This is a genomic window from Paenibacillus cisolokensis (assembly GCF_018403665.1).
GTDB classification, from domain to species: domain Bacteria; phylum Bacillota; class Bacilli; order Paenibacillales; family Paenibacillaceae; genus Paenibacillus_AH; species Paenibacillus_AH cisolokensis.
On sequence record NZ_BOVJ01000040.1, the window covers coordinates 48,271 to 74,187 of the forward strand.

A 25,917-nucleotide genomic window follows, 5' to 3' on the forward strand; every position below is an offset into this window, starting at 1 on the left:
AAAAAGTGATGAGTGCGCTGGAGCAGCGGCAAAAGGAGTAGAGAGAACGAATGGAACAATTGTCGGATAAACGAAAATTGACGATCATGATGGCTATTCTGGTTGCGATGTTTTTCGCGGCGATCAATCAGACGATCGTCAGCACCGCCATGCCCCTTATTATTGCGCAGCTCGGGGGAATGGACTATTACACATGGGTCATTACCCTTTACATGCTGACGTCCACGGTCGCCACCATACTGGTCGGCAAGCTGTCCGACATATACGGCCGCAAGCCCTTTATACTGACAGGCATCGTATTTTTTATTGCCGGTGCGTTTCTGACCGGATTGTCGCAAGACATCTTTCAGCTGATCGCCTATCGCGGCATTCAGGGAATCGGCGCCGGCATCATTATGGCGACCGCGTTCACGGCGGTCGGGGACTTGTATTCGCCCCGCCAGCGGGGCAAATGGACCGGCGTCATGACGGCCGTATTCGGCTTTTCCAGCGTGATCGGGCCGACGCTCGGCGGCTATATCGTGGAACATATGAGCTGGAAGTGGGTTTTCTGGATTTTCCTTCCGCTCGGTGTCGTCGCATTTTTCATGATTCTGGCGCTGTTTCCGAAAGTGCCGCGCAAGCAATCGCAAACGATCGACTATGCCGGCTCCTTCTTCCTGACGGTGACGATCGTTCCGCTGCTTCTGGCCTTTTCGTGGGCGGGGACGAAATATGATTGGGATTCGGGGCAAATTATCGGACTGTTCGCCGGAGCGGCCGTTGCCTTGCTGATCTTCCTGTTCATCGAAACGAGGGCGAAGACGCCGGTGCTGCCGCTGTCGCTGTTCCGCAACGATATCGTGACGCTGTCCAATGTTATCGGCTTCCTGATGAATGCGGGCATGATGGGCGCGCTCATCTATATTCCGTTCTTTGTGCAGGGCGTGATGGGCGTATCGCCGAGCCATTCGGGCTTTGTTACGATGCCCATGTCGATCGCCATGGTCGTGACGAGCGCCATTGGCGGACAGCTGATCACGAAGACCGGCAAATACAAACATTTTGCTCTTATCGGCGTAATCTTGATGTTCGGCGGCATGCTCATTATGGCGTTTATGAACAGCATCTGGGTTGCGGTCGTCAGCATGATCGTATTCGGTTTTGGCCTCGGATTCGGCATGCCGGTATTTTCGATTGCGACCCAGAATGCGGTAACGCCTGACAAACTCGGCGTCGTAACGGCGTCGATGCAGTTGTTCCGCAATCTGGGCGGCACGATCGGCATTTCCGTCATGGGGTCGATTATGGCGTCGAGCATCGCTTCCAATCTGGCGAAGCTCGCCTCCGAGGGCGGCGGCTCGTTCGATCTGTCGAAGCTGGACCCCGCCGCGGCCGAGCGGTTTGCGCAGCTCCAGGACCCGCAGATGCTGCTCGATCATTCGGCGATCGCCGCCATGCGCGCCGAGCTGCCCGAGCAATGGATCGAGCCGTTCGACCGGATGATCGGCATGCTGCAGGACGCCTTGTCCTCGTCGCTATCCACGGTCTTCCTGGCGGGCAGCAGCCTGCTCGTCGTCGCTTTCGTCCTGACGTTGTTCCTGCGGGAAATTCCGCTGCGGACGACGAACCGGATGCCCGGGCAGGAGCAGGAGGGCGAAGAGACGGAAAACGGTCAGAACCCGGCCGATTCGAAGCGGCTTCAGCCGGAATGATGAGAAAATTTTTAAGTTGATTAAAATTTGTTCGGATTAAACTTCCTGCGGCTTCGGTTGTGCTACAATACAAGCCGTCGGCATGCCGACGGGGCGGCGTCACGGACAGTCGCCCGCAGCCGAAGGAGGGGAAGACATCATGAGAAAACAACTGTGTGCCATACTTTTCTTCGCGGTGCTTGCGCTTTGTTTTACCGTCGACAGTAAAGTCGAAGCGGCCCAACCGGCCACGCTTCGGATCGGAATGAGCGGCGCCGATGTGCCCGATCTGCAATTCCGTCTGAAAACGCTCGGATACTTTCAAACCGATATAACGAATTATTTCGGTCCGATTACCCGTAAGGCGGTCATCGCTTTCCAGAAAGATTACGGATTGACGCCGGACGGTATCGCTGGACCCCGAACATGGGCGATGTTGAAGCGGCATTCGGTCAATAAGCCCGAGCTTGACAAGCTGGCGCGCATCATCTATTCGGAGGCCCGCGGAGAGCCGTATAAAGGGCAGGTTGCCGTCGGTGCTGTCGTCATGAATCGCCTGAAGTCGCCGTTGTTCCCGAACACGCTGACGGGCGTCATTATGGAGCCTTACGCCTTTACGGCCGTTATGGACGGCCAGTACGGGCTCACTCCGAACGCGACGGCATACAAGGCGGCGCTCGACGCGGTCAGAGGCTACGATCCGACCGGAGGCGCGCTGTTCTATTATAATCCGAAGACGGCGACCAACAGCTGGATTCGCAACCGTCAGACAACGGCCGTCATCGGCAACCATGTGTTTGCGATATAAGATAGAATCGGACGGCATTGCCTGCCGTCGCCACTTAAGCCAGCAAGATTGCTCGCGCATTCCGGGCGTGCCCGGCATGCGCTTTTTTTTCGTCGCAATATTAAATTTTCACCGTCTATTCAGCTTCTATTCATGTTGCGGTTATATACTGGAACAGGGACGAGCTTGCTCCGGACACGAGATCGACAGGGAGGGAACGGCTATTTTACAGCATTACCGACAAAACGCGCAGCAATGGAAGCATCTGCTGCTCACCTACAAATTTGCGCTGGATGAAATGAGTACGAAGCTGATGATTCTGAATGAGGAATTTCAGTTCGTCCATGATTATAATCCGATCGAACATATCAAGACGCGGTTGAAGACGCCGGAGAGCATCGTCGACAAGCTGCGCCGCAAAGGCTTCGAAGTGAACCTGGGCAACGCCAGGGCGCATATTCACGATATTGCCGGCGTTCGCGTCATTTGCTCGTTCTCCACCGATATTTACCGCATTTATGAGATGATTTGCGCGCAGAGCGACGTCACGATCGTACAGGTCAAAGATTATGTGCGGCAGCCGAAGCCGAACGGCTATCAGAGTCTTCATATGATCGTCGAAATTCCCGTTTTCCTGACCGACCGGATGGAAAGCGTTAAAGTTGAAATTCAGATCCGGACGATGGCGATGGATTTTTGGGCCAGTCTCGAACATAAAATTTATTACAAATACAATGCGAATGTGCCGGCCTCGATTCGGCGGCAGCTGAAGGAAGCGGCCGATACGATCGCTTCGCTGGACGAGCAGATGCTGTCGCTGAACGAGGAGGTCCAGCAGTACCGTCCGGACTCGGACAGGACCGGCGGCCGGCCGGACATCCCGTTCGAACTGCTGACATCCGGCGATAACGGCTCATGAAGACGAAAAGGAAGGGCTGCCCTGCAAACGGGGGCCCTTCCTTTCGCTGATCGGCGTATTCGCATCACTCCCGTTCCGGGAGGCTTTTGACGTAACTGTCCGACATTCGCAGCAGCTTGAGCGCCCGCTCGAATTCATCTTTGGCGGCGAATCCTTTTCGGGCGCCCGGCAGCGGAATCGTCTGGCCGTCTTCAAACGACGCGCCGGGAATAAAAATGCCGGTGTCGTTAATGAACGAGCCCGAAGGCAAGTAGTAGCGCTCAGGCAGCAGATTGTGCGTCTCGTTCAACAAATCCTGGCCGAAATGAACCGTATCCTGCAGCGGCAAACCGACCAGATTGGCGACGGTCGGCATAATATCCATCTGTCCTCCGATCTGCGGCAACACTTGCGGCTCCAGCGCTCCCGGCGCGATGAGCAGCAGCGGGATATTGAGCATCTGGGTATAGTCGTAGGGGCGCCGGATCATTTCCTCCATCAGCAGCAGATCGACGTCGGTCAGTGAATAGATCGGCACGCCCATATGATCGCCGTATATGACGAGCAGGCAATCGTCCCACAGTCCGTTCTTTTTCAATTCCTCGATGAACAGTCCCAGCGCATAATCGGCATAATTTTGCGACCGGAGATAATCGCCGACAAACGTATCATCGAACCGTTCCGGCAGATCGATCCGGTTTTTTCGTTCCGGCAGGTTGAAAGGGTGATGAGCGCTCATCGATATGACGTTGGCGTAGATCGGGCGGCCTTCCTTCGCTAGCTCGGCCAGCTCGGCGGCGGTTTTACGGTACAGCACTTCGTCGGAAGCGCCGAAATGGACGACATCTTCGTCTTCGAAAAAGTCCCGGTCGTAGTACTTGTCGAATCCGAGCGCCGCATACAGCTCGTCGCGGCTCCAGAATTGCACGTCGTTGGTATGGAACGTCGCCGATTGATAGCCGAGCCTGGCGGCAAGCAGCTTCGGAAGCGAGGGCAGCACCTTGCTGCCGTAAACCTGAGAAGCTGCGCCGTGCGGCGGAACATGCAGCGACGTATTCGTCATATATTCGGCGTCCGACGTATTGCCGGCTCCGGCCTGCTGATAGAAGCGCGGGAAATACAGGCCTTCCGCGGCCAGTTCATTAAGCACCGGCGTAATTTCCTGGCCGTCAACCTTGAGATGGATCAGGAAGTTTTGGAACGCTTCCAGCTGCACGACGATAATGTGGCGTCCCTTGGCCGCTTCCCAGCCGACAGGCTCCTCAGCGGCGCCGATTCCCTTCAGATGGCGAATCGCCTGCGGCGTAACCGATTCGGGCGGCACGTTGCCGGTCCTGGCTTCGTCCGGAATCATCTTGTATACCTCGTAGTTCAGAATGCCCATACGCTCGGCCTGCTTCAGCTCGTTTACGATATTCCGGTTCTGCCAGACGAGCAGCGCACAGACGAACAGCGTAACGGCGAGCAGTCCGCCGGCAAGCGCGGGACGGACGCGTACGGCGGCTAGCGATGCCCATGACCGCGTTTTGCGCCTGAACGCAAGCAGCAGCGCGATGAGGACAATATCGGTATAGATGAGCAGGAAATAGGGATGAAGCAGCTGAAAGACGCTCCCTTTCACTTCCGCCACTTGTCCGACCTGACGCAGCGCGTGCCAGGTGACAATAATACCGAAATATTTATAGTACATAATGACAGCGAAATAAACGGTGGTCAGCAGCGTGTTCACGATCAAATATACGGCTAGTTTGCGGCGCGAAGCGAACAGCTCGATCAGCGCAAAAGCCGCCCAAACGGACGGAAGTCCGGTCAGCAGCGGCTTCCAGCTCCAGCCATCGCCAAATATGACCCACCACGCCATATACATTTTGAGAATCATCAGCACAGAAAAAAGAACGAATGGCTGCAACCAAAAGCTTTTGCGAAACATATCCGAAAGATTCTCCTTAAAACAAGAAATGGAAACTAATTATTTAGTTTAGCGATATAACGGAAGAATTACAACCTGTGACGGCCAACGCTGCGGGAACCGGAAGCCGGAATCGAAAGCCGGACCCGATTCCATGGCCGTCTTCCGCTATTCCGGATATGCACGGTAAAGCAAGTTGCTTGCAGCTTCGCGACAAGGTGGGAAGGGGAGGCACGCGGATGGATGCCGCCGGAGGCGGTGCAGGCGCAACGGCCGGAGGAAACGGGCGAGGACACGGTCAAGGCTTGCGGCCAGGCGATGTCGGACAGGTTGTGCCATGCCTTGCCGATCATGCGATGCTGGACAGGTTGTGCCGGCCATGCGATGCCAATAAAATGATGCCGGGTCTAGTGGTGTCGATCAGGCGATGCCGATGATGCGATGCCGATGATGCGATGCCGGTCAGGATGGTGCTGGCCGGTCGGTGCCGGACAGGGTGTGCCCGTCAGGTAGTGCTGGTCAGGCGGTGCCGTCTAGGAAACGGACAGGCGGCGTTTCCCGTCCGGGCGAACCGCCCGCCGCTTCAGACCAGCGAAGCGGCGGCAACCGTTTGGCGGCGCGTCTTGCCGTGGGGAATGCACAGCGGCGTCCCGTACAGCGGGTCGGGAATGACTTCGCATTTCAGCTGGAACGCCTCTTCCATTAATTTGGCGTCGACGACAGATTCCGGACGCCCCTGGGCCAGAATGCGGCCGTCGCGGATGGCGACGATATGGTCCGCATAGCGGCAGGCGAGATTGATGTCATGCAGCACCATGACAACGGTGCGGCGCCGGTTGATATTCAAGTCGTACAGCAAATCCAGCACTTCGATCTGATGCGTCATATCGAGATAGGTGGTCGGTTCGTCCAGCAGAATGACCGGCGTCTCCTGCGCAAGCGTCATGGCGATCCAGGCGCGCTGCCGCTGGCCGCCGGACAAGGCGTCGACGGGACGTTCCGCCAGCTCGCGCATGCCGGTCGCTTCGAGCGCCGCCTCGACTGCCGCTTCGTCCTCGCGGGACCATTGCCTGATCCAGCTTTGGTATGGATAGCGGCCTTGCTTCACCAGCTGCAGCACGGTCAGTCCTTCCGGAGCCGTCGGGCCTTGCGGCAGGATGGCCAGCTTCTTGGCGACTTCCTTTGTGGACATGCGGGCGATATCGCCTCCGTCGAGCACGACGGAACCGCGCTGCGGCCGGAGCAGCCGGGCCATGGAGCGAAGGAGCGTCGACTTGCCGCATCCGTTGCTGCCGATCAGGACCGTTATTTGTTCTCTCGGAACCGTCAGGTTCAAATTTTCGAAAATATAATCGCCGCCGTACGACAGTCCAAGTCCTTTTGCTTCCAAAGCACCCATCCCGAAACACCCTTTCCGTTTATGTTCGATTCCTGTTCCGATACAGCAAGTAGAGGAAAACGGGGCGCCGATCGCCGCCGTGAACACCCCGGCGGGCACATCACGCGGCAGGAAGGCGGTGCGCGCCGTCAAGTCCGCCGCAAGCAGCAGAATCGAGCCGATCAGTGCGCTCGCCGGAAGCAAGCTGCCGAAGGACGGGCCGACCAGCTTGCGGGCGATATGAGGCGCCATCAGCCCGATGAAGGCAATCGCCCCGCCGATTGCGACAGCCGACCCTGCCAGGGCTACTGCGAGGACGAGCAGCAGCAGGCGCTGCTTCTGCACATGCGCACCGGCGCTTGCGGCAACTTCGTCGCCCAGTGCCTGAATGTTGACATTGCGCGACTGCAGCCAGGTAAGCGGCAGCAGGACGGCGAGCCATGGCAGCAGCGTCGCGACGTCGGTCCACGATGTGCCGTAGATGCTGCCGGTCATAAAGGTGAGCGAGCGGTTGGCCAGCTGCATAGGGCCGGATATGATGAACATGTAAGACACCGATTTGACGGCGGCCGATACGCCGATGCCGATCAGGACGAGCCGAAGCGGCGATACGCCCCTCTTCCAGGCCAGCACGTACAGCAGCGTCGTAATGACGAAGGCGCCGGTTATGGCCGCAATCGGCATCCACTGGATCGGAACGGTGCCGGCGAAGATGAAGATGAATAGGACCGCGCCGAGCGAAGCGCCTTCCGTTATGCCGATGACGTCCGGGGACGTGAGCGGATTGCGCACGATGCCCTGCAGCACCGCTCCCGCCATGGCCAGCGCGGCGCCGATGAGCGTCCCGATGATCACGCGCGGCAGCCGGATCTGCTCGATGATCGTCTGATTCATCGGCTCGGCCTGGCCGAACAGCGCCTTGATGACGACAAGCGGCGGAACGTACTGGCTGCCGACTCCGATGCTGACGACGAACAGTACGGCGCAAAACAGGAACAGCGCAGCGATCGTCCATAACGCCCGGTATTCCGCCAGAAACGAGATGCGCGAGAAGCGAAGCGGACGATATTTGCTCATTAGACGCGCCTTCCTTTCCTGGCAATATATACGAAGAACGGAACGCCGACGACGGCCGTCATGACGCCGACCGGCACTTCCTTCGGCATGGCGATGTACCGCGACCCGAGATCGGCGGCCGTGAGCAGCGTACCGCCAAGCAAGGCGCAATAGGGGACAATCCAGCGGTAATCGCTGCCAACCAGAAAACGGACGATGTGCGGTACGATAATGCCGACAAAAGCGACCGGCCCGGCCACGGCGACCGAGCTGCCGGCCAGCAAAATAACCGCCGCGACGGCCGACGTTTTGACAAGCGCCGTCCGCTGGCCGAGCCCTTGGGCAAGCTCGTCGCCCATCGCCAGAACGTTCAAATGGCGGGTCAGAAATAGCGCCGCCACCATACCGGCGCCCATGTACGGCCAGACGGCCATAAGCTGTTCCATGTTCCGGCCGGCGACCGATCCGACAAGCCAGACAAGCACCTGATCGAACATTTTGCCGTCGGCCAGCATAATGCCCTGGGTCAGAGAATGGAAGAAGGCGGCCATCGCGGCCCCGGCAAGCGTAATCTTGATCGGCGACATGCCGTCTCTGCCGAGGCTGCCGAGCGCGAATACGATGGAGCCGCTGACGGCGGCGCCGATCAGCGCCACCCAGGTGAACGCTTGCAGACCGGATATGCCGAGCCACCCGGAAGAGAGGATAATGAAGAATGCCGCTCCGGAATTCACCCCCAGCGTACTGGGGGAAGCGATCGGATTGCGCGTGACGACCTGCATGATCGCCCCGGCAACCGCGAGACAAGCGCCGACCGATGCTGCGATCAGCGCGCGCGGCACACGGGCTGTCTGTATGATAAGATGTTCGTTGCTTCCGTCATAATGGATGAACGAATCGACGACGGTCCGCAACGGAATGTCCGTCACGCCGAATATGATGCTGCACAAGACGGCTGCCGTCAGTGCGATTGCTGATGCGAGGAGGCCGATTGCCTTCATAAGCGCCCACTTTCCGTACGTTTCGGGAAGCCTGCCACACGCGCAGTTCCCGGATTGTTGATCAATTGAATGCAGTATCATTCTAGTGGATGGGCAACAGGGCTGTCAATGATTTTGAGAATCGTTCTCAAAATTTTGTTGACAGCGAATGAAGGCTGCCTTATAGTTTTGACTTGGAAATGATAATCGTTTTCGGTCGAAACGGTTTTGAAACGACAGGAGGAATATAGGATGGCATTCAAAAAGACAAAACGGCAGTCCGCCGCGGTGCGGTATGGTGGATGGCGGCAGTGCTCGTACTTATGGCGATTCTGGCCGGATGCGGGGGAGAGAAGGGCGATGCCGGAAGCAGCCGGCAACCAGCGGCGAGCGAAAGCGGCAGCGCCGGAGGAGAGAACGGCAACGCTGGGGGAGAGAGCGGAAGCGCCGGCGGGCAAACCGGAAACGGTGGAGATGCGACCCGCGTCGTAGAGCATGCGATGGGATCGGCCGAAGTAAGCAGCAATCCGCAACGGGTCGTTGTGCTGACGAACGAGGGAACGGAAGCGCTGCTCGCGCTTGGCGTCAAACCGGTCGGCGCCGTCAAGTCGTGGACGGGCAATCCGTGGTACGATCATATCAAGGACCAGATGGAAGGCGTAACCGAGCTGGGCGAAGAAAGTCAGCCGAATATCGAGCTGATTGCGGGCCTGCAGCCGGATCTCATTATCGCCAACAAGATGCGGCATGAAAAATTTACGAGCAGCTCAAAGGGATCGCTCCCACGGTAATGGCGGAGGATCTTCGCGGCGAATGGCAAAACAACTTCAAGCTGTATGCCGAAGCGCTGAACAAAAAGGCGGAAGGCGACAAGCTGATCGCCGAGTTCGACAAGCGGATCGAGGACTTCAGGACGAAGGCCGGCGACAAGGTGAAAGAGACGGTATCCGTCGTCCGGTTCATGGACGGCAAGACGCGCGTATACCATACCGATACGTTCTCCGGCGTTATCTTCGGCAAAATCGGCTTGGCCCGCAATGAGATGACGCTGAACAGCAAGGAGACGTTCGTCGACGAAATTACGAAGGAACGGATTCCGGAAGTCGATGCCGACCGGCTCTTCTACTTTACGTACGACGTCGGCGACGGCAAAGCGAACAAAACCGAAGAGGAATGGACGAGCGATCCGCTGTGGCAAAATCTTTCCGCCGTTAAAAACGGACGCGCCTACAAAGTAAGCGACGCGATCTGGAATACGGCGGGCGGCATCCTGGCGGCCAACCTGATGCTCGACGAGCTGTACGAGATCTACGAGCTTCCGAAGTAACGGCAGATTAGGCCGGTTCGGTACTCGGCTATAAGACAGAAAAAGATCGGCACCGACCGTATGCACGGAGGGCCGATCTTTTTTTATCGCCTTATTGAGCCGGGGCCGCTTCGGTTTCCAGCGTGTTCGTAATTTTCGCGTTGGCGCGAAGCTCCTGGAGCCAGCTCGGGGCGAGCGATTGAATTTCCTGTTCGACAAGCAGCGCGCGAATTTCTTCCTTCTTCTCCGCCAGCGTCGGATTGGTCGCAGCCTTGCGATCCGTCACTTTAATGATATGATAGCCGCTGGGCGATTTGACGATGCCGCTCACTTCTCCGGGCTGCAGCGCGAACGCCGCATCCTCGAACTCCTGGTGCATCCTGCCGCGCGGGAAAAATCGAGATCGCCGCCATTGTCCTTCGACCCGGGGTCGATCGACTTCTCCTTGGCCAGCGCGGCGAAATCGGCTCCGCCGTCCAATTCCTTCTTGATCGCCTCGGCTTCCTCCTCGGTCTCGACCAGGATGTGAGAAGCTCTTACCTGCTCGGGCGTCGCGAATTGATCTTTATTTTCATTATAATATTCGCTGACTTCCTGGTCGGTCACATCGGTCCGGGGCTCAAGCAGCTTCCGGATCTTGACCTGCAGCGGCATCTGCTCCCGCAAATCGTCCTCGGTCATGCCGCTTTGGGCGAGCGCCAGCTCGTAGTCCTGCTCGGAAGGGAAGTTCGCTTTGATCTGTTCGATTTCCTTGTCCAGATCGGCTTCGGTTACGGTAAGACCTTGGCGGGCCATCTCCTGATCGATCAGTTTTTCCGTAATCAGGTTGTCAAGCGTTTGCCGGCCGTTGCTCTCCACCAGTTTGTCGTACAGCTCGTCCTTGCTGATTTTGTCGCCGTTGACGGTCGCTACCGCTTTGCTTCCGTCGCTGCCGAACGGGGGATTAACCGCAACCAGCACGATGAGCGCCGCGGCGAGCGCGATGGTCGCCACCTTCCACGCCATGCCGCCGCCCTGCTTTCCGTTTTTCACTCCGGCCGCCTGGCCCCGGTCTTCGGCCCGGTCATCGTCATCCTGCTCGAAGTCGTCGCCGTCCGCCCGATCTTCCGTTTCACCCGGCAGTTCGTCGTCCGTCCAACGATCCCTGCGTTCGTTTTCAGTCGTTTCGAGCTCTTCGGGCCGCTTGTCTTTCTCTGTCATAGATAATGGAACTCCCTTTCTGTAATCGGAATGGATAGTCTCGGTGTTACGCTTGTCTGAAAGCAACTATACCAGAATCGGCCAGCAAAAACATTAATTCCAGATAAAAAAACGGATTCGCAGCCGGATCGCGATGAAAAATGGCCGGGAAACGCCGGGAAGCGGGGAGCGAGGAGAAATTTTGGAAGACGGTGCTTCGTCACCCAAAAGCTGTGATATAATAAAAATGTAAAGGTTCACGGATAATGGAAGCAGTTTTCACAGCCGCTCGCTGTGACGGCTGCTTCCGCTGTTTGTGCGGCGGCTGTTGACAAACGAATAAGGGATGTGAGAGCAAATTGAGAGGAAGCAGACTGCTGCGGACGCATCTGCGCTCGCATTTGCCGGCGTATCTCCTGGCGGTGTCCATGATGGCTGCGGCCAACGTCATCCACGCATTGTTTCCGAGCGTGCTTAAAGATTTTACCGATGCGTTGGAGACGAACGGCCTATCGGCGGCAGCGATCCGGCGCTACAGTTTGCTGCTGCTCGCGATCGGCGTCGGTTACGGCGTCCTGTTCGGTCTGGGGCAAATCGTCAATCACCGGCTCGGCAGACTGTTCGAGTACACGGTCAGAGAGAAGTTGTTCGGCCATTTTACGAGGCTGAGCGAGCAATTTTTCCCGAAACGGAATCGGCAAGCTGCTCAGCTACGTCATGAACGATGTGACGGCCGTGCGCGAATCGATCGCCAACGGCGTCAACCAGATGACGAACGCCTCGGTTCTGCTCGTATCCGTCGTCGTCATGATGACGCTGAGCGACATCCCGCTCGGCCTGATCGGGGCGTGCGTGCTGCCGCTACTTGTCATTCCGTTTCTCGTCGTCTATTTCGGCCCGCGCATCCGCAACCGCTCCCGCCAGGTGCAGGAGTCGCTGGCGGCGATGACCGAATCGGCCGAGGAGCAGTTCGGCGGCATTCGCGTAACGAAGACCTTCGCCGCCGAGGAAGTGGCGCAGACGCGGTTCGGCGAGACGGTCGACCGCATCCGCGACAATCAGCTGAAGCTCGTGCGGATGGCTTCGCTGTTTCAGGCCGCGCTGCCGTTCACGGGAGCGCTTTCGCTGGCCGTGGCCATCGTGTACGGGGGGTATCTCGCCATGCACGGGCAGTTGTCGCTCGGCAGCTTCGTGGCGCTCAGTCTCTATTTGCGCATGATCGTGACGCCGCTGCAGCAGATCGGCAACGTCATCAATACGATCCAGCGGTCGCGCGCCTCGCTCGAGCGGCTGAACAAGCTTCTTGAGGAGCGGCAGGACATTCAGGAGGAAGGCCGTGCGAAGCTGCCGGACGCTTCGTCGATCGGGCTGGACATTCGCGGCCTGTCGTTCCGTTACCCGGACTCGGACCGCGACGCGCTCTCCGACCTGCACATCCGGCTTGCGCCCGGCAAGACGCTGGGCATCGTCGGACGGACGGGCAGCGGCAAGACGACGCTGATGAAGCTGCTGCTGCGGATTTACGATCCGCCGCGGGGCACGATATTTATCGGCGGACGGGACGTTCGCGATTTGTCGCTGGAAAGCCTCCGGCTTGCGATCGCCTATGTACCGCAGGACGGCTTCCTGTTCAGCACGACAATCCGCGACAACATCGCGTTCCATAACCGCAATGCGGACGATGCCGACGTGGAGGAAGCATCGAAGTTGGCGGAAATTTACAACAGCATTGCGGGTTTTCCCGACCGGTTCGCGACCCGGCTCGGAGAGCGCGGTCTGACGTTGTCCGGCGGACAGCGCCAGCGTACGAGCCTGGCCCGCGGTTTGTCAAAAATGCGCCGATCATGATTCTGGACGACAGCGTCAGCGCCGTCGACGCGGTGACGGAATCGAACATATTGGCCAATTTGCGAAGAGCGCGGGAAGGGCGTACGAACATCATCATTGCCCATCGCATCAGCGCCGTTCGGCATGCCGATGAAATTATCGTGCTGGAGGAAGGACGGATCGCGGAGCGGGGCACGCATGACGAACTGCTGCGCAAAGGCGGCTATTATGCGTCCCTGCACGCCATACAGGAGGAGGGCGAGTACGTTGAAGGTTTCTGACGCTGCCCGAAGTCCGCAGCCGGACCGCAAGCAGGCGGCAGAGGGCGTGCAGGCGCCTATGAGCAAGGAGCACCGCAAGCAGGCGTTTCGCGCGCTGCTGGCCTATGCGAAGCCGCACCGGCGGACCTTCGTCGCCGTTCTGTTCTGCTCGCTGTTCGCGATATCGGCCGACCTGCTTCAGCCGTATCTGGTGAAGGTGGCCATCGACGACAGGCTGCTGGCCGGCGAAGGGGGCTTCGAACAGTTGCTGCTGCTCGGCGGCATCTATTTGCTGCTTGCCGTTATCAGCTTCCTGTTCGCGTATTTGCAGTCGATTCTGCTTCAGAAGGCCGGGCAGAGCATCGTCGCCCGGCTGCGCAAAGATTTGTTCCGCCATATATCCGGCCAGTCGATGTCGTTTTTCGACCGGCATCCGATCGGCAGTCTCGTCACGAACGAATCGAGCGATACCGAGACGATCAACCAGTTTTTCACCCAGGTGCTGGTCAGCGTCGTCCGCGACGGCCTGATGATTGTGCTGGTCGTCGTCTTCATGTTCTCGCTCGATACGCGGCTTGCGCTGTTCAGCCTTCTGCTGTTCCCGGTCATCTTCGGCATCGCGCTGGCGTTCCGGACGATGCTGCGTTCGTCCTATCAGCGGGCGCGGGCGCAGCTGTCGCGGCTGATCGCGTTCGTGGCGGAAAATTTGGCGGGCATGAGCCTGATCCAGGCTTTCCACCAGGAGAGGGAGCAGCGGCGGCAATTCACAGACCGCAACCGGCAATATTTGAAGGAAAACTTGCGGGAAGTGCAGGCTTCCGTGATGTTTAACCGGTCTTTCGAAATTCTCGGCAACGTTTCGGTCGCCCTGATCGTCTGGCTCGGCGGCATGGCGGTTTTCAACCATCAGCTGGAATTTGGCGTGCTGTACGCATTCATCAATTACATCCGGCAGTTTTTCCAGCCGATCAACCAGATTACGCAGCAGTGGAATACGCTGCAATCGACGCTTGTGTCGATGGACCGGCTGTGGCGCATATTCTCCGTTCAACCGGAGGTTCGCGACCCGGAGCCGGCCGAGGCGAAAGAGCTTGCCGCCGTCAAGGGCAAGGTCGATTTCAACCGCATCCGCTTCTCATATGTCGACGAGCAGGAAGTGCTTCACGGTCTCGACCTGCACATCCAGCCCGGCGAGTTCGTCGGCATCGTCGGCACGACGGGCGCGGGCAAGAGCTCGCTCGTCAACCTGCTTGCCCGGTTTTATGACGTGAAGAAAGGAAGCGTCGAAATTGACGGCGTAGATATCCGGAAATTGCCGCTCGATACCCTGCATCGGATCGTCGGTCTCGTGCAGCAGGAGCCGTTCCTGTATTCGGGTTCGATTATCGACAATGTGCGGTTGTTCCGGCAGGAGATATCCCGGGAAGAGGTCATTCGCGCCTGCAAGCTCGTGGGAGCGCATACGATGATCCAGCGGCTTCGCAACGGATACGACGCCAAGCTGTCCGAACGGGGCAGCGGCTTGTCGGCGGGCGAACGCCAGTTGATCTCGTTCGCGCGCATTCTCGTGTTCCAGCCGAAAATTTTGATTCTGGACGAAGCGACCGCCAATCTGGACTCCCATACGGAACGGCTCATTCAGAACGCGCTCAGCATCGTGTCCGAAGGGCGGACGACGCTCGTCATCGCCCATCGGCTGTCGACGATCCAGCATGCGGACCGGATTATCGTCATGAAGGACGGACGAATCGAAGAAGAAGGCACGCACAGCTCGCTGCTGGCCCGGAACGGTTATTACGCCGAGCTGTACCGTCATTCGCGCAAAGGCCGGGCGGCCAGCACGCCGTCCTGATTCCGGATCGAGCGCGGACGAACCGTTCGCGAGCTTAGCCGTTCACAATCTCGCCGCCGTTGATGTGCATCATCTGCCCGGTCATGTAAGACGAGTCGTCGCAGGCGAGGTAGACGTACGCCGCGGCCAGCTCCGCCGGTTGGCCGGGCCGGCCGAGCGGCGTATCCGAGCCGAAAGACGCGACCTGATCGGCCGGGAAGGTGGACGGAATGAGCGGCGTCCAGATCGGGCCGGGCGCTACGCCGTTGACGCGGATGCCTCTGCCGGCGAGATGGACGGCCAACGCCCGGGTGAAGGAGACGACCGCGCCTTTCGTCGCCGAATAGTCGATCAGATTCGGACTGCCCTTGTAAGCGGTGACGGACGCCGTATTGATGATCGCGGCGCCTTGGCCGAGATGGCCGAGCGCGGCCCGGGTCAGATGGAACATCGCGAATACGTTCGTCCGGAATGTACGTTCCACCTGCTCGGCCGTCACATCCTCGAATTTGGCCTGCGGATGCTGCTCCGCCGCGTTATTGACGAGCACGTCCAGCCGGCCGAGGCCGGATACCGTCTGCTGAACGGCGTTCCGGCAGAACGCTTCGTACCCGATATCGCCGGGAATGAGCAGGCATCTGCGCCCTTCTTCCTCGATTTGCCGCTTCGTTTCTTCGGCATCGACGTGCTCGTTCAGATAGACGACGGCAACGTCCGCTCCTTCCTTGGCGAATGCCACGGATACGGCACGCCCGATGCCGCTGTCCCCTCCTGTCACGATGGCGACTTTGCCGGCCAGTTTGCCGGACGCCCGGTAGGGCGAGGCTTCGAATACCGGCCTCGGATTCATCTCCGTTTCCAGCCCCGGCTGGCGGTTCTGATGCTGGGGCGGGTTGATCTGCTTCTGTCCTGAATTTTGCGGCATCGCTTGCCATCCTCCTTGCTTTCGTATGTGCCTATTTTGAAGCTTCCCTGGCATAATTATGCATTTTGCAAACCGGATTTCCGGGAGGAGACGCGTATGAACGATCGTAGGGATGCCGAACAGATGCCGCTGTTGGACATGCGGGAGGCGCTCGAGCATCTGTCCGGCAAGACGCAGCTGTACATTCATATGTTGGCCGTCTTTCGCAAGGAGTACGCCGATGTCGACGCGCATCTGGAGGAGCTGCTGCGGGAAGGGGACGGCGCGCAGGCCGCGCGGCTTGCTCATAAGCTCAAAGGCGCTGCCGCCCATATCGGCGCCGGCCGGCTGTCCGGACTGGCGGGGGAACTCGAGCGCAGTCTCGCCGGTAATGCGCGGCATGATGACGCCGCCCGTTTGCTCGCACAATTGAAGACGGCGTTGATGGCGTCGCTGGAGGAGATCGGGCGGACGGCGGAGCGTCTGACGCAGCGCTAACAATTTGCTAACAATCTATTGTACGGAGGAGCGTTTTTTAATATAGTTAAAACCAAATACCGGCCATTTTCGACAGAACATCATCCGATTCATTCCGATTCATTCCGAATTCTCCTGCCATTCTGATTTTCCTGGCGAGGTGTCCGTTGCATGGATAAAGTACTGGTTATCGAAGACGACGTCATGATCGGGGATATGCTGTTGATGTATTTGTCGGAGGAGGGGTACGAGGTGAAGCGGGCAGCCTCCGCTCGGGAAGGGCTCAAGCTGGCGGAGTCGTTCGAGCCCGATATCGTGCTGCTCGATCTGGTGCTGCCGGACGGCAACGGCATCGAGGTGTGCCGGGAGCTGCGCAGCCGTTCGCCGGTTCCGATAATGGTCGTGTCGATGAAAACGGATGTGTTCGAGCGGGTGCAAGCGCTGAAGGCGGGGGCGGACGATTTCATGTGCAAGCCGTTCAGCATGCATGAGCTGACAGCCAGGATCGAGGCGATTATTCGCCGATCCCGCTGTCCTGCCGTTCGCGCGGAGACGGCCGCGTCCTCCGAAGGCGGGCAAGTGCTGCTCGATGAGGAGCGGCGGCTCCTGTTCGTGGACGGCCGGCCGGTGGAGACGACGTTCTCCGAGTTTGAAATCATGAAGCAGTTTATCGCCCATCCGGGCAAAGCGTTCAGCCGGGAAGAGCTGATCAACGCCGTTCGCGGCTTCGATTCGTTCGTGACGGAACGGGCCGTCGATGTACATATCGTCAATCTGAGGCGCAAAATCGAACCGAATCCGAAAGAGCCCCGCCGGATTCGCACCGTCAGAGGGGTCGGATACAAATATACGGAGGACGGGCCGGCGGCCGACTCGTGACAGACCGGACATTATCCGACTTCAAGATACAGCTTCGTGCCGTCGTTATATCGGAACACGGCAACGTCGCGCACCAGTTCGACCGATGCGATTCGTTTCCACTTTTCCGGAAATCGAAATTCAGTTCCAGTTCTTTCAGCTTGTGCGGCAGCAATTCGAACATGGCAGCCTGATCGGACGAATAATAGACCGGAACGGACCGGTTTTTGAAAGAGACGACATTCATCATAAAACGTTTTGACACCTCCAAATCTATAACACCATTATAAAAGGTGAAGTTTAGCAAACGATAAACGTACAGTCAGTATGATGTTTGGTTTATTAACGATTGTTTAACTGTATTCGCGGGAATCGCGGGCATCCGTCACGGGCGGCCGCCGCGAAAAAGGCGCATGCTCAGCTTGAATGGTTGTGTCTGTTTGATGTTCATTGCTCCTGCTTCTCCTAAGGAATTATACGTTTAAATGAGCTATTCGTTTTGGTTCATCGCCCGGATGCTTTTGCCCTCTGCCCCCGGCGCCGCTGCAATCATCATAAGAACCGCTAGCCGTGGAGGGATTACCGTGCGTAAGCTTCGAAATTGGTGGAAAGGCGCAAGGACGGATTGGCTCGACTATCCGCTGCCGGAAGGCATGCTGTGGAATAAACGGTACCGCATCGGCAAATTGCTCGGAACGGGGGGCTTCGGCCAGACTTATGCCGCTTGCGATATTCAGCGCGGCAAGCGCGTGCTGCTGAAGTTCAACCGGCCGAGCGCGGGGGAGAAGGGACGTCTGCTGCTGCGCCGGGAAAGCGTCATACTGAAGGAGCTTCGGCATCCCCAAATTCCCGGCTGGCAGGACTATATCCAGCGCGGCGGCCGGGAAGCGCGCGTGACGGAGTGGATCGAGGGCGACAGCCTGGCGCAGCAAGTGGACAAGGGACGCACGTTCACGGAACGGGAGGCGCTGCAGGTGCTGCTTTCGCTCATGCGGCCGCTGCGGTATTTGCACGGTATCGGCTATGTGCACCGGGACGTGCGTCTGACGAATGTCATCCAGCGCGACGGACATTGTTACTTGGTCGACTTCGGTCTGGCCTGCCGGATCGGCGAGCAGCTTCATTTCGACTGGCGGGACGAGGCCGCTATGGAAGAAGGAGAGCAAGAAGCGTCGCCGGCGGGTTGGGATGCCGTCGAACATCGGCTGCGCAAGCCTTACCCTTCCGGCGATCTTTATGGTGCCGGACATCTGATGCTGTTTCTGCTGTATACCGGGTATGAACCGGAAAGGCCGGAGATGCGGGCTGGGAGCGGGAGCTGAAGCTGTCGCCCCCGTCCGGGAATTTGTGCGCCGGCTGCTTCAGGATGAAGAGGATATGACCGCAACCGATTGCGAGAAAGAATTGAAACGGCTGCTGGCAAGATAAGCGCCGTTTTTTTTCTTGCCAAATAAAGGCGGGCATGATACTGTTGAGACAGCGCTTTCGTGTACGTACACGAAAAAAACGTGTACGTACACGGATTCCGATAACGGGCATGGGAGGAGATCGGGAAATGGCTAATCGAATCGTCATTCAGGCGGATCAGCGGGAAGGAATTATTAGCCGTCATATTTACGGGCATTTCGCCGAGCATCTGGGACGCTGCATCTACGAAGGGCTGTGGGTGGGAGAGGAGTCGCCGATTCCGAATACGAAAGGTATCCGCAACGATGCGGTGGAGGCGCTGCGGGCTTTGCGGATACCGGTGCTGCGCTGGCCGGGCGGCTGCTTTGCGGACGAATATCATTGGAAGGACGGCGTCGGGCCGAAGGAGTCGCGTAAGCGGATGGTCAATACGCATTGGGGCGGCGTCGTCGAAAACAATCATTTCGGCACGCATGAGTTCATGCTGCTGTGCGAGCTGCTGGATTGCGAGCCATACATATGCGGCAACGTCGGCAGCGGCACCGTGCAGGAGATGTCCGAGTGGATCGAATATATGACGTTCGGCGGCCAATCGCCGATGGCCGACTGGCGGCGGCGGAACGGCCGGGAGGAGCCGTGGAAGCTCAAATATTTCGGCGTCGGCAACGAGAATTGGGGCTGCGGCGGCCATATGCGCCCGGAATATTATGCCGATCTGTACCGGCGTTATCAGACCTATGTCCGCAATTACGACGGCAACCGGATATACCGGATCGCTTGCGGGCCGAATTCCGCCGATTACCGCTGGACCGAGGTGCTCATGCGCGAAGCGGGCGGGCTGATGGACGGATTGAGTCTGCATTATTATACCGTGCCGGGGACATGGAGCGCCAAAGGGTCGGCGACGGTGTTCGAAGAGGACGGCTGGTTCGAGGTCATGCGCAAAACGCTGTTCATGGACGAACTGTTGACCCGTCATTCGGCGATTATGGACCAGTACGATCCGTCCCGCCGCGTCGGTCTCATTGTCGATGAATGGGGAACGTGGTACGACGTCGAGCCGGGAACCAATCCGGGCTTCCTCTATCAGCAGAATACGATGCGGGATGCGTTGGTGGCCGGATTGAATTTCCATATTTTCCACCGTCATTGCGGAAGGGTGCGCATGGCCAATATTGCCCAGACGGTCAACGTGCTGCAGGCGATGCTGCTGACCGAAGGCGCGCAATTGGTGAAAACGCCGACGTACCATGTGTTCGAGATGTTCAAGCACCACCAGGATGCCGAACTTCTGCCGCTGCGCCTGGACAGCGAGGAATACCGGTACGGCGATGCCGCTATCCCGCAGATCAGCGCCTCCGCGTCGAAACGGACGGACGGCACGATCGATATCAGCCTGTGCAATACCCGTCCGGACTCTGCGGCCGAAGTGGAGCTGGCGCTGCGCGGTCTCCCCGAAGGCGCTAGGACCGAAGCGGTCGGCCGGCTGCTGACGGCCGATGCGATGCAGGCGCACAATACGTTCGAACGGCCCGACGCGGTCGCGCCGAAACCGTTCGACGGCATCGGTACGGTGCGGAACGGCGTCCTGCGCGTCGAGCTGCCGCCGATGTCGGTGGCCTCGCTCGTCTTGACGAGCTGAACGTTGACGGGCATGATAGAAGAAAAGGCGGGCGCCTTCGGAGCGAGCGGCGACCGGCCATGCAAGCGCTGTCCGCCGGCGGATGCGGCGGATGGCGAGCGGATTTTGCGCATGGCCGAGAGGATCAAAGCCGGCATGGACTGGGTCGGAGAAGAGGCCGCCGGACGGCGGATGGCGGCCTGCCTCGCTTGCGGCGACAGGCTGCCTGACGGCACTTGCCGCCACTGCGGCTGCTATGTGGCGATCCGCATCCTGCTGCCCGGCAAGACATGCCCTCATCCCGGAGGCGCACGATGGCTATAACAAAGGAGCAAACAGCGCAATGGGCATTACCATCAAAGAAATCGCCAGACGGTGCGGCGTCTCGATCGGCACGGTCGACCGGGCGCTCAACGGCCGTCCCGGCATCAAGGAAGAGACGAAACGGCGCATCCTCGAGGTGGCGAGGCAGGCGAATTACGAGCCGGATACGGTGGCCCGCAGCTTGGCGAGCGGACGGTCCCGCACGATCGGGATCGTAATCGGCGATCTGAACAATCGGTCCTTCGCCCAGCTGGTTAACGCCGCGGAACGTACTGCACGGGAGAAGGGCTACTTGGTGCAGCTGATGCTGACCGGAAAGGAGAGCGAGCCGGAGAAGCAATGTCTCGCTCATTTGAAAAGCCGCAAGGCGGACGGCATCGTACTCTTCCCGGTCAATAAAGGCGAAAGATTCGAAGCGTTCCTCGATCGGCTCGGACTTCCGCTCGTCGCGGTGTGCAACCGTCTGTCCGAACGGCGCTCCTATGTCGGCATCGACGACCGGTCCGCAATGGCCGAAGCCGCCGACCGCGCATGGACGGCCGGTTATCGGCGGTTCGTCTATATTTGTCCGCCGCTGACATACCGCGAGAGCCACAACATCCATACGCAGGCGGAACGGTTCGACGGTTTCCGTGAGGCGCTGTCGCGACGGGGAGCGGAGGAGCCGATCGTAGTGACCTCGCAAGATTTCGTTTCCGAGCTGGCGAAGCTGGAATTCGGCGGCGCTGCGCGGACCGCCGTTTTTTGCTCGTGCGACGCATATGCGCTGGAAGCGCTCAATCATTTTCGCGCAAGAGGCGTTCGTGTTCCGGAGGATGCCGGCATTACGGGATTCGACAATATCGACATGCTGAAATATGTTTCCCCGCGGCTGACGACGGTTCATTACGATATGGAAGAAATCGGCCGCTCGGCCGTCGAGCTGCTCGTCGAACAGATCGAAACGGGGCAAGCTCCCAGGCAGCTTACGCTGCCCTATCGGTATGTCGCCGGCGATTCAATGTAAAACAAGCCGGACCGCCCCCAGCACGAGCAGATGGGCGGGGTAGAAGCTGCGCCAGACCAGGCGCGGCACGGCCAGCCTGTCGAGCCGCTTCAGCCAATCCGGCGCGTAGACGATCAGAAACGTAGCGAGCAGGCTGAACATCTGGAGCAGCCACAGCTTGTAGAAGGCGTAGACGATATTCAGGGCGAAGTGCCACCCGATGGCGTAATGAAGGGCGTACCGGTACAGCAGCACGAGACCGAGCGCGTAGAAGCCGTAGCTGAACGGCAACAGCTCCAGAAGCGCGGCCGAGACGGCCGCGATGGCGGACGCCGCGGGAAGTCCGAAGCGGTCGAACGCGATGAGTACGCCCAAACAAACGAGCAGCGTCCCGACCGTATTGATGCCTCCGTCGTTAAGCGCCAACATATAGGGAAATTGGGACAGGGCGGCGATGACCGCCAGGCGAAGGGCATAACGTCCGGCGTTTCGCGTACGGCTGTAGCCAAGAACGATCGCGTAGGCGTAGAACGGCAGCGCCAGTCGGCCGATGATGCGGAAGAGGGGCTGATCGGGGTAAAAGATCAGTCCGACATGGTCGACGAGCATGGTCAGCATGGCGAGGAACTGCATGGATCGCCCTCCCGGTTCAATCTCACAATAGGTTCGGCAGGCTTGGCCATTGATGGCGAAGCCTGTTTCCATTTGCGTTTCAGTATATCATAACGCGGGAAGGGAAGCGGAATCCGGACAGTCTGGCGCAGCCCGAAAGCAAAAAAGGCGCCGGCAGCGCCATCTTCCTCCGGCTGCCGGCATAGCGCCGCGGCGGGAGCAAGAAGGGCGGCCGGCGCCTTAACGCCGAATCCGTTGATAAGTTATTCGTTCAGAATATATCGCGACGTCAGATCGTCCGGATAGCTCAGCTCGACCGTCCATCCGAACGTTTCGGCCAGGAAACGCAGCGGCACAAGCGTCTTGCCGTCCACCAGAATGACCTTCTCCGGCAGCGTCTTCGGTTCGTTATTAACGGTCGCTTCCTGGCTGTCGACGACCATGACCGCCGTACGGCCGTCCTTCGCCAACGTCAACGTTTTGGTGGCTTGATCCCACTGGAGCTGCAGCTGCAGCGCCTCGGCCAGCTCCTTCGACGGCACGAGCAGCTCGTCGCCGCGGATCGCTTTGCGCGAAAACCAGAGGAGCTCGTCGGGCGTGCTGCCGAACGCGATTTCGATATTGCGCAGCTCTCCCTCCGGCGTAACCGTCACCGTTTTCACTTGCCGCTCCAGATCCTGAATGAACGTGTCGACATTGTCCTCGGTCACCCGGAAGCGCGGGTCGTCCTGGGCAACCGTCTCGGCGATCCAGGTATTCACGTCCTGATTGTGGTGGGACATGTCCTTGAACAGATCGAGATTGTACGTCCAATCTTTGAAGGTCTGGTACTCGTAAACTTTGGCGTTCGGATATGGCTTGAACTGGTCGAACATCCAGCGCTTCATCTCCAGCTGGTTGGCGTACCGGACTTCGTTGGTGTCCCGCCAGACGACTTGCCGCAATATCGTATACGGCGGATAGTAGAAGTAGAACTCGACGTCCGGATATTGCTGGACAAGCGACAGGATGTTGGTTTTGAAGCTGTTTTGCACGACGTCGAGAGGCTCTTCGTTCAAGGTGAAGAAGGCTTCCTCCTGGCTCGCCCGCTCGTAATGCTTGAAAACCGCTTCCTTGCTGAAATTCGAAAACCAGTTCCAGTTATACAAATATTCCAGCTCTTGCGGAGCGCGTCCCTGCGCCCGTTTCCAGAGCCCTTTGGCCAGCTGCTCGTATACGCTGTAGTTGAACCAGTACTTGTAGTCGTTCCAGAAATTATCGTCGTACAGATAGAACGGGAACTCCCCTTGATCGTCGCGCACGCCTTCCTTGAGCGACATATAATCGAGGCCCCACAGCACTTTTTGACCTTGCCCGTCTCGAGCGCCACCTTGGCGATCTGATAATGCTCCCCGGCGGTGGAACCGCTCATGGAAAGCTTGAGCACTTTGCTGCCGAACGCTTCGCCGACGATGCTCGGGATGAAATTCTCGGTCATCGATGTACCGATAATAATCATGTCGTAATCGTAGTGTTTCGCCAGCCCCGGGTTTTGATACCGCTGCTGCGAGCTGTATACCGGCGGAAACCACGATTTATGGTAGTGCTGAAGCGGATCGACGATAAAGGAGATCAGCACGGCCGCACCTGCGAATATGAGCGAGAAGGCGAGAAACAGAAGCGCCATGCGCCTTCCGGCTTTGGCTGTCAGCCGTACGCCGGCCGATTGCCGCTTGCGTGCCGGTATCGATTGGGATGCGGAATAAGATTGCAAAGCGTTTCGCCTCCTGTCCTAGAAGTTAAAGTACAGAAATTCGCTGATGCGGTTGAGAAACATAAGCGAAAGAATGAAGAAGAACGCCGCCGCGACAGCTTTTTGCCAGGTCGGCCGGAACGATTCCGCCCGCTCGGAAGAGTTCTTCACAAACAGGACGAACGGCAGGAAAATCATAATCAGCACGATGGCCGGCAGCAGCTCCCTGGCCGATGTCAGCGCCAGACCGTCCGGCCCCATGCCGAACATTCCTTTCAAAATGCGGGACGCCTGTTCCCAATCTTCCGCCCGGAAAAACACCCATGCCAGATTGACGAACTGGAAGGTAATAAACCAGGCCAGCCATTTCGGAAGCTTGAAGCCGTATTTTTGCCACAGCCGGTTGATGACGATGCCGATGCCGTGCATCAAGCCCCAAATAATGAACATCCATCCGGCGCCGTGCCATATCCCGCCGATCAGGAAAACCATCGCATTGTTGAACAGCATGCGGGCTTCGCCTTTGCGGTTGCCGCCGAGCGGAATGTAGATATAATCGCGAAGAAAGCGGCTGAGCGTCATATGCCAGCGCCGCCAGAAATCCTGGATGCTGAGCGCCTTGTAAGGCGAGTTGAAGTTTTGCGGCAGCCTGATGTTGAACAGCAGCGCCGCGCCGATCGCCATGTCGGTATACCCGCTGAAATCGAAGTACAGCTGGAACGTATACGACAGCGAAGCAACCCACGATTCGACAAAATGGGTCGCCTGCGCGAACCCGTCGTTGGCGAATTCGGCGAATGTGTCGGCGATCACGACTTTTTGACCAGACCGATGCAGAATACGTAAATGCCGAGCGAAGCGTTGCGCCAGTTCCATATTTTGTTGCGCTTGCGCTCGAATTGCGGCATCATCTCGCTGTGGTGAAGAATCGGACCGGCGATCAGATGCGGGAAGAACGTAACGAACAGCACATAGTTGACGATGTTGTATTCCCGGGCTTTGCCTTTATACGCGTCGACGAGAAAGGCGATCTGCGTAAAGGTAAAGAAGCTGATCCCGAGCGGAAGCACCAGCTTGAGCAGCGGGAGCTGCCAGCCGGTCAGGGCGGACAGATTCGACAGGAAAAAGTCCGCGTATTTATAATAGCCGAGCAGCAGCAGATTGCCGATGATGGCAAACGTCAGCAGCGCTTTGCGCTTTTTGATCTGCGCCGGGGTTAATTGCGGCTTTTCGCCTTCGGCGGCCGGGTCCGGCGCATTGCGCATCAGAAGACGCCCCATCGTGTAGTTGAAGGCGATAGAGGCCATAATAAGCGGAACGTATTTCGGATTCCAGTATCCGTAGAAAAATACGGACGCCAGAGCAAGCCACAGCTGGGCCGCAAAGACGAAGCGGAACCGGTTCAGCACGAAGTACACGATTACGGTGATTGGCAAAAACAAAAAGATAAAGTCAAACGAATTAAACAGCATTTAGCTTCAAACACTCCCCGGGGTAATAGTCCAACCTGAGCGCATGGAAAGCGGCACTCTGCACTTTGGAATTCCGCGAAACATCATTCACCTTAAACGGCAAATAGGTTTTCTGCCGACATCCCGCTATCTTTCGACATCTATTGGACGATTTCCTGCTTAAAATAGTTCCCTTTTCCCGGTATTATTGTAAAACGCCCGAATGGTTTGTCACAAAATATTCAATTGTCGGTTCACGGATCGCCCGGAATCGGACAAGAAAATTTTTTTAAAACCTATTGACATCCAGAATGAAAAATCGTATTCTATAAAAGTGTTCGCTGTGTTTGCTGATGTAGCTCAGCTGGTAGAGCAACGCACTCGTAATGCGTAGGTCGGAGGTTCGAGTCCTCTCATCAGCACCATAACTTCGTTATGACCAAGCGGTTGTCCGGATATCGG

The 25,917-nt window shown here is 58.2% G+C and carries 18 protein-coding genes, 1 tRNA gene and 5 pseudogenes; 14 read left to right on the top strand and 10 right to left on the bottom strand.

What is annotated here, in order from left to right; translation table 11 throughout:
- Window positions 1-50: 50 nt before the first annotated feature.
- From PACILC2_RS05585 to PACILC2_RS05595, 3 genes are all read left to right on the top strand, one after another.
- Window positions 51-1,694 (top strand): MDR family MFS transporter, encoded by a 1,644-nt coding sequence (locus tag PACILC2_RS05585; RefSeq protein ID WP_213528018.1) that lies wholly within the window; start codon window positions 51-53, stop codon window positions 1,692-1,694.
- Window positions 1,695-1,833: 139 nt separating this feature from the next.
- On the top strand, window positions 1,834-2,481 hold the full coding sequence (locus tag PACILC2_RS05590) for a cell wall hydrolase (protein WP_062496233.1): 648 nt from the start codon (window positions 1,834-1,836) through the stop codon (window positions 2,479-2,481).
- A 76-nt stretch (window positions 2,482-2,557) separates the two neighbouring features.
- Window positions 2,558-3,379, top strand: a complete 822-nt coding sequence (locus PACILC2_RS05595; protein WP_082655464.1) for a GTP pyrophosphokinase — start codon at window positions 2,558-2,560, stop codon at window positions 3,377-3,379.
- A gap of 64 nt (window positions 3,380-3,443) precedes the next feature.
- Here the strand turns inward: PACILC2_RS05595 and PACILC2_RS05600 are convergent, their stop codons facing one another.
- Complete coding sequence (locus PACILC2_RS05600) at window positions 3,444-5,288, bottom strand: LTA synthase family protein (protein WP_062496232.1); 1,845 nt, start codon at window positions 5,286-5,288, stop codon at window positions 3,444-3,446.
- A gap of 218 nt (window positions 5,289-5,506) precedes the next feature.
- Here PACILC2_RS05600 and PACILC2_RS05605 point away from each other — a divergent pair, with 218 nt between their 5' ends.
- Entirely contained in the window at window positions 5,507-5,704 is a 198-nt protein-coding gene (locus PACILC2_RS05605) for a hypothetical protein (RefSeq protein WP_213528020.1), read from the top strand.
- A 146-nt stretch (window positions 5,705-5,850) separates the two neighbouring features.
- Here the strand turns inward: PACILC2_RS05605 and PACILC2_RS05610 are convergent, their stop codons facing one another.
- The 3 genes and pseudogenes from PACILC2_RS05610 to PACILC2_RS05620 all read right to left on the bottom strand — a co-directional run bounded on the left by PACILC2_RS05610 (window position 5,851) and on the right by PACILC2_RS05620 (window position 8,702).
- Window positions 5,851-6,666: an ABC transporter ATP-binding protein gene (locus tag PACILC2_RS05610; RefSeq protein WP_062496230.1), complete on the bottom strand. Its 816-nt coding sequence runs from the start codon at window positions 6,664-6,666 to the stop codon at window positions 5,851-5,853.
- 19 nt (window positions 6,667-6,685) lie between these two features.
- Window positions 6,686-7,722, bottom strand: a pseudogene (locus PACILC2_RS05615) (FecCD family ABC transporter permease).
- The gene (locus PACILC2_RS05620; protein ID WP_213528022.1) at window positions 7,722-8,702 is read right to left on the bottom strand and encodes a FecCD family ABC transporter permease; all 981 of its coding nucleotides are present in this window, start codon (window positions 8,700-8,702) and stop codon (window positions 7,722-7,724) included. Before PACILC2_RS05620 ends, PACILC2_RS05615 begins: the two are co-directional and overlap by 1 nt.
- Window positions 8,703-8,983: 281 nt before the next feature.
- Here PACILC2_RS05620 and PACILC2_RS05625 point away from each other — a divergent pair.
- A pseudogene (locus PACILC2_RS05625) lies at window positions 8,984-10,008 on the top strand (ABC transporter substrate-binding protein).
- Window positions 10,009-10,099: 91 nt separating this feature from the next.
- Here the strand turns inward: PACILC2_RS05625 and PACILC2_RS27870 are convergent.
- On the bottom strand, window positions 10,100-10,318 hold the full coding sequence (locus tag PACILC2_RS27870; RefSeq protein WP_372447054.1) for a peptidylprolyl isomerase: 219 nt from the start codon (window positions 10,316-10,318) through the stop codon (window positions 10,100-10,102).
- Window positions 10,319-11,187: pseudogene (locus PACILC2_RS27875) on the bottom strand (peptidyl-prolyl cis-trans isomerase); the annotation flags it as partial.
- A 338-nt stretch (window positions 11,188-11,525) separates the two neighbouring features.
- On the opposite strand from PACILC2_RS27875, the pseudogene PACILC2_RS05640 reads away from it, so the two are divergent.
- Window positions 11,526-13,274, top strand: a pseudogene (locus PACILC2_RS05640) (ABC transporter ATP-binding protein).
- Window positions 13,275-13,332: 58 nt separating this feature from the next.
- A complete protein-coding gene (locus PACILC2_RS05645) occupies window positions 13,333-15,105 on the top strand; it encodes an ABC transporter ATP-binding protein (protein ID WP_062497297.1) in 1,773 nt (590 codons plus the stop codon).
- A gap of 34 nt (window positions 15,106-15,139) precedes the next feature.
- Here the strand turns inward: PACILC2_RS05645 and PACILC2_RS05650 are convergent, their stop codons facing one another.
- On the bottom strand, window positions 15,140-16,009 hold the full coding sequence (locus PACILC2_RS05650) for an SDR family oxidoreductase (RefSeq protein ID WP_213528028.1): 870 nt from the start codon (window positions 16,007-16,009) through the stop codon (window positions 15,140-15,142).
- Between the two features lie 96 nt (window positions 16,010-16,105).
- Between PACILC2_RS05650 and PACILC2_RS05655 the strand changes: the two genes are divergently transcribed.
- The 6 genes from PACILC2_RS05655 to PACILC2_RS05680 all read left to right on the top strand — a co-directional run bounded on the left by PACILC2_RS05655 (window position 16,106) and on the right by PACILC2_RS05680 (window position 21,681).
- Window positions 16,106-16,486 carry an Hpt domain-containing protein gene (locus tag PACILC2_RS05655; RefSeq protein ID WP_213528030.1) on the top strand — a complete coding sequence of 127 codons (381 nt, stop codon included), beginning with the start codon at window positions 16,106-16,108 and terminating at the stop codon, window positions 16,484-16,486.
- Window positions 16,487-16,636: 150 nt separating this feature from the next.
- Window positions 16,637-17,344 (top strand): response regulator transcription factor, encoded by a 708-nt coding sequence (locus tag PACILC2_RS05660; RefSeq protein WP_062496216.1) that lies wholly within the window; start codon window positions 16,637-16,639, stop codon window positions 17,342-17,344.
- 563 nt (window positions 17,345-17,907) lie between these two features.
- Window positions 17,908-18,645 (top strand): serine/threonine protein kinase, encoded by a 738-nt coding sequence (locus tag PACILC2_RS05665; protein ID WP_213528032.1) that lies wholly within the window; start codon window positions 17,908-17,910, stop codon window positions 18,643-18,645.
- A gap of 233 nt (window positions 18,646-18,878) precedes the next feature.
- Window positions 18,879-20,372 (top strand): alpha-N-arabinofuranosidase, encoded by a 1,494-nt coding sequence (locus tag PACILC2_RS05670; RefSeq protein ID WP_213528034.1) that lies wholly within the window; start codon window positions 18,879-18,881, stop codon window positions 20,370-20,372.
- Window positions 20,373-20,384: 12 nt separating this feature from the next.
- Entirely contained in the window at window positions 20,385-20,675 is a 291-nt protein-coding gene (locus tag PACILC2_RS05675) for a DUF6171 family protein (RefSeq protein ID WP_062496208.1), read from the top strand.
- 19 nt (window positions 20,676-20,694) lie between these two features.
- Window positions 20,695-21,681, top strand: a complete 987-nt coding sequence (locus PACILC2_RS05680; RefSeq protein ID WP_062496206.1) for a LacI family DNA-binding transcriptional regulator — start codon at window positions 20,695-20,697, stop codon at window positions 21,679-21,681.
- On the opposite strand, the gene PACILC2_RS05685 is transcribed toward PACILC2_RS05680, so the two are convergent.
- From PACILC2_RS05685 to PACILC2_RS05695, 3 genes and pseudogenes are all read right to left on the bottom strand, one after another.
- Complete coding sequence (locus PACILC2_RS05685) at window positions 21,673-22,293, bottom strand: TraX family protein (RefSeq protein WP_213528036.1); 621 nt, start codon at window positions 22,291-22,293, stop codon at window positions 21,673-21,675. The genes PACILC2_RS05680 and PACILC2_RS05685 overlap by 9 nt on opposite strands.
- Before the next feature lie 242 nt (window positions 22,294-22,535).
- On the bottom strand, window positions 22,536-23,612 hold the full coding sequence (locus tag PACILC2_RS05690) for a copper amine oxidase N-terminal domain-containing protein (RefSeq protein WP_213528038.1): 1,077 nt from the start codon (window positions 23,610-23,612) through the stop codon (window positions 22,536-22,538).
- A gap of 431 nt (window positions 23,613-24,043) precedes the next feature.
- Window positions 24,044-25,476 (bottom strand): annotated as a pseudogene (locus tag PACILC2_RS05695) (MBOAT family O-acyltransferase).
- Between the two features lie 328 nt (window positions 25,477-25,804).
- On the opposite strand from PACILC2_RS05695, the gene PACILC2_RS05700 reads away from it, so the two are divergent.
- Window positions 25,805-25,880 (top strand) — tRNA-Thr (locus PACILC2_RS05700).
- Window positions 25,881-25,917 lie beyond the last annotated feature (37 nt).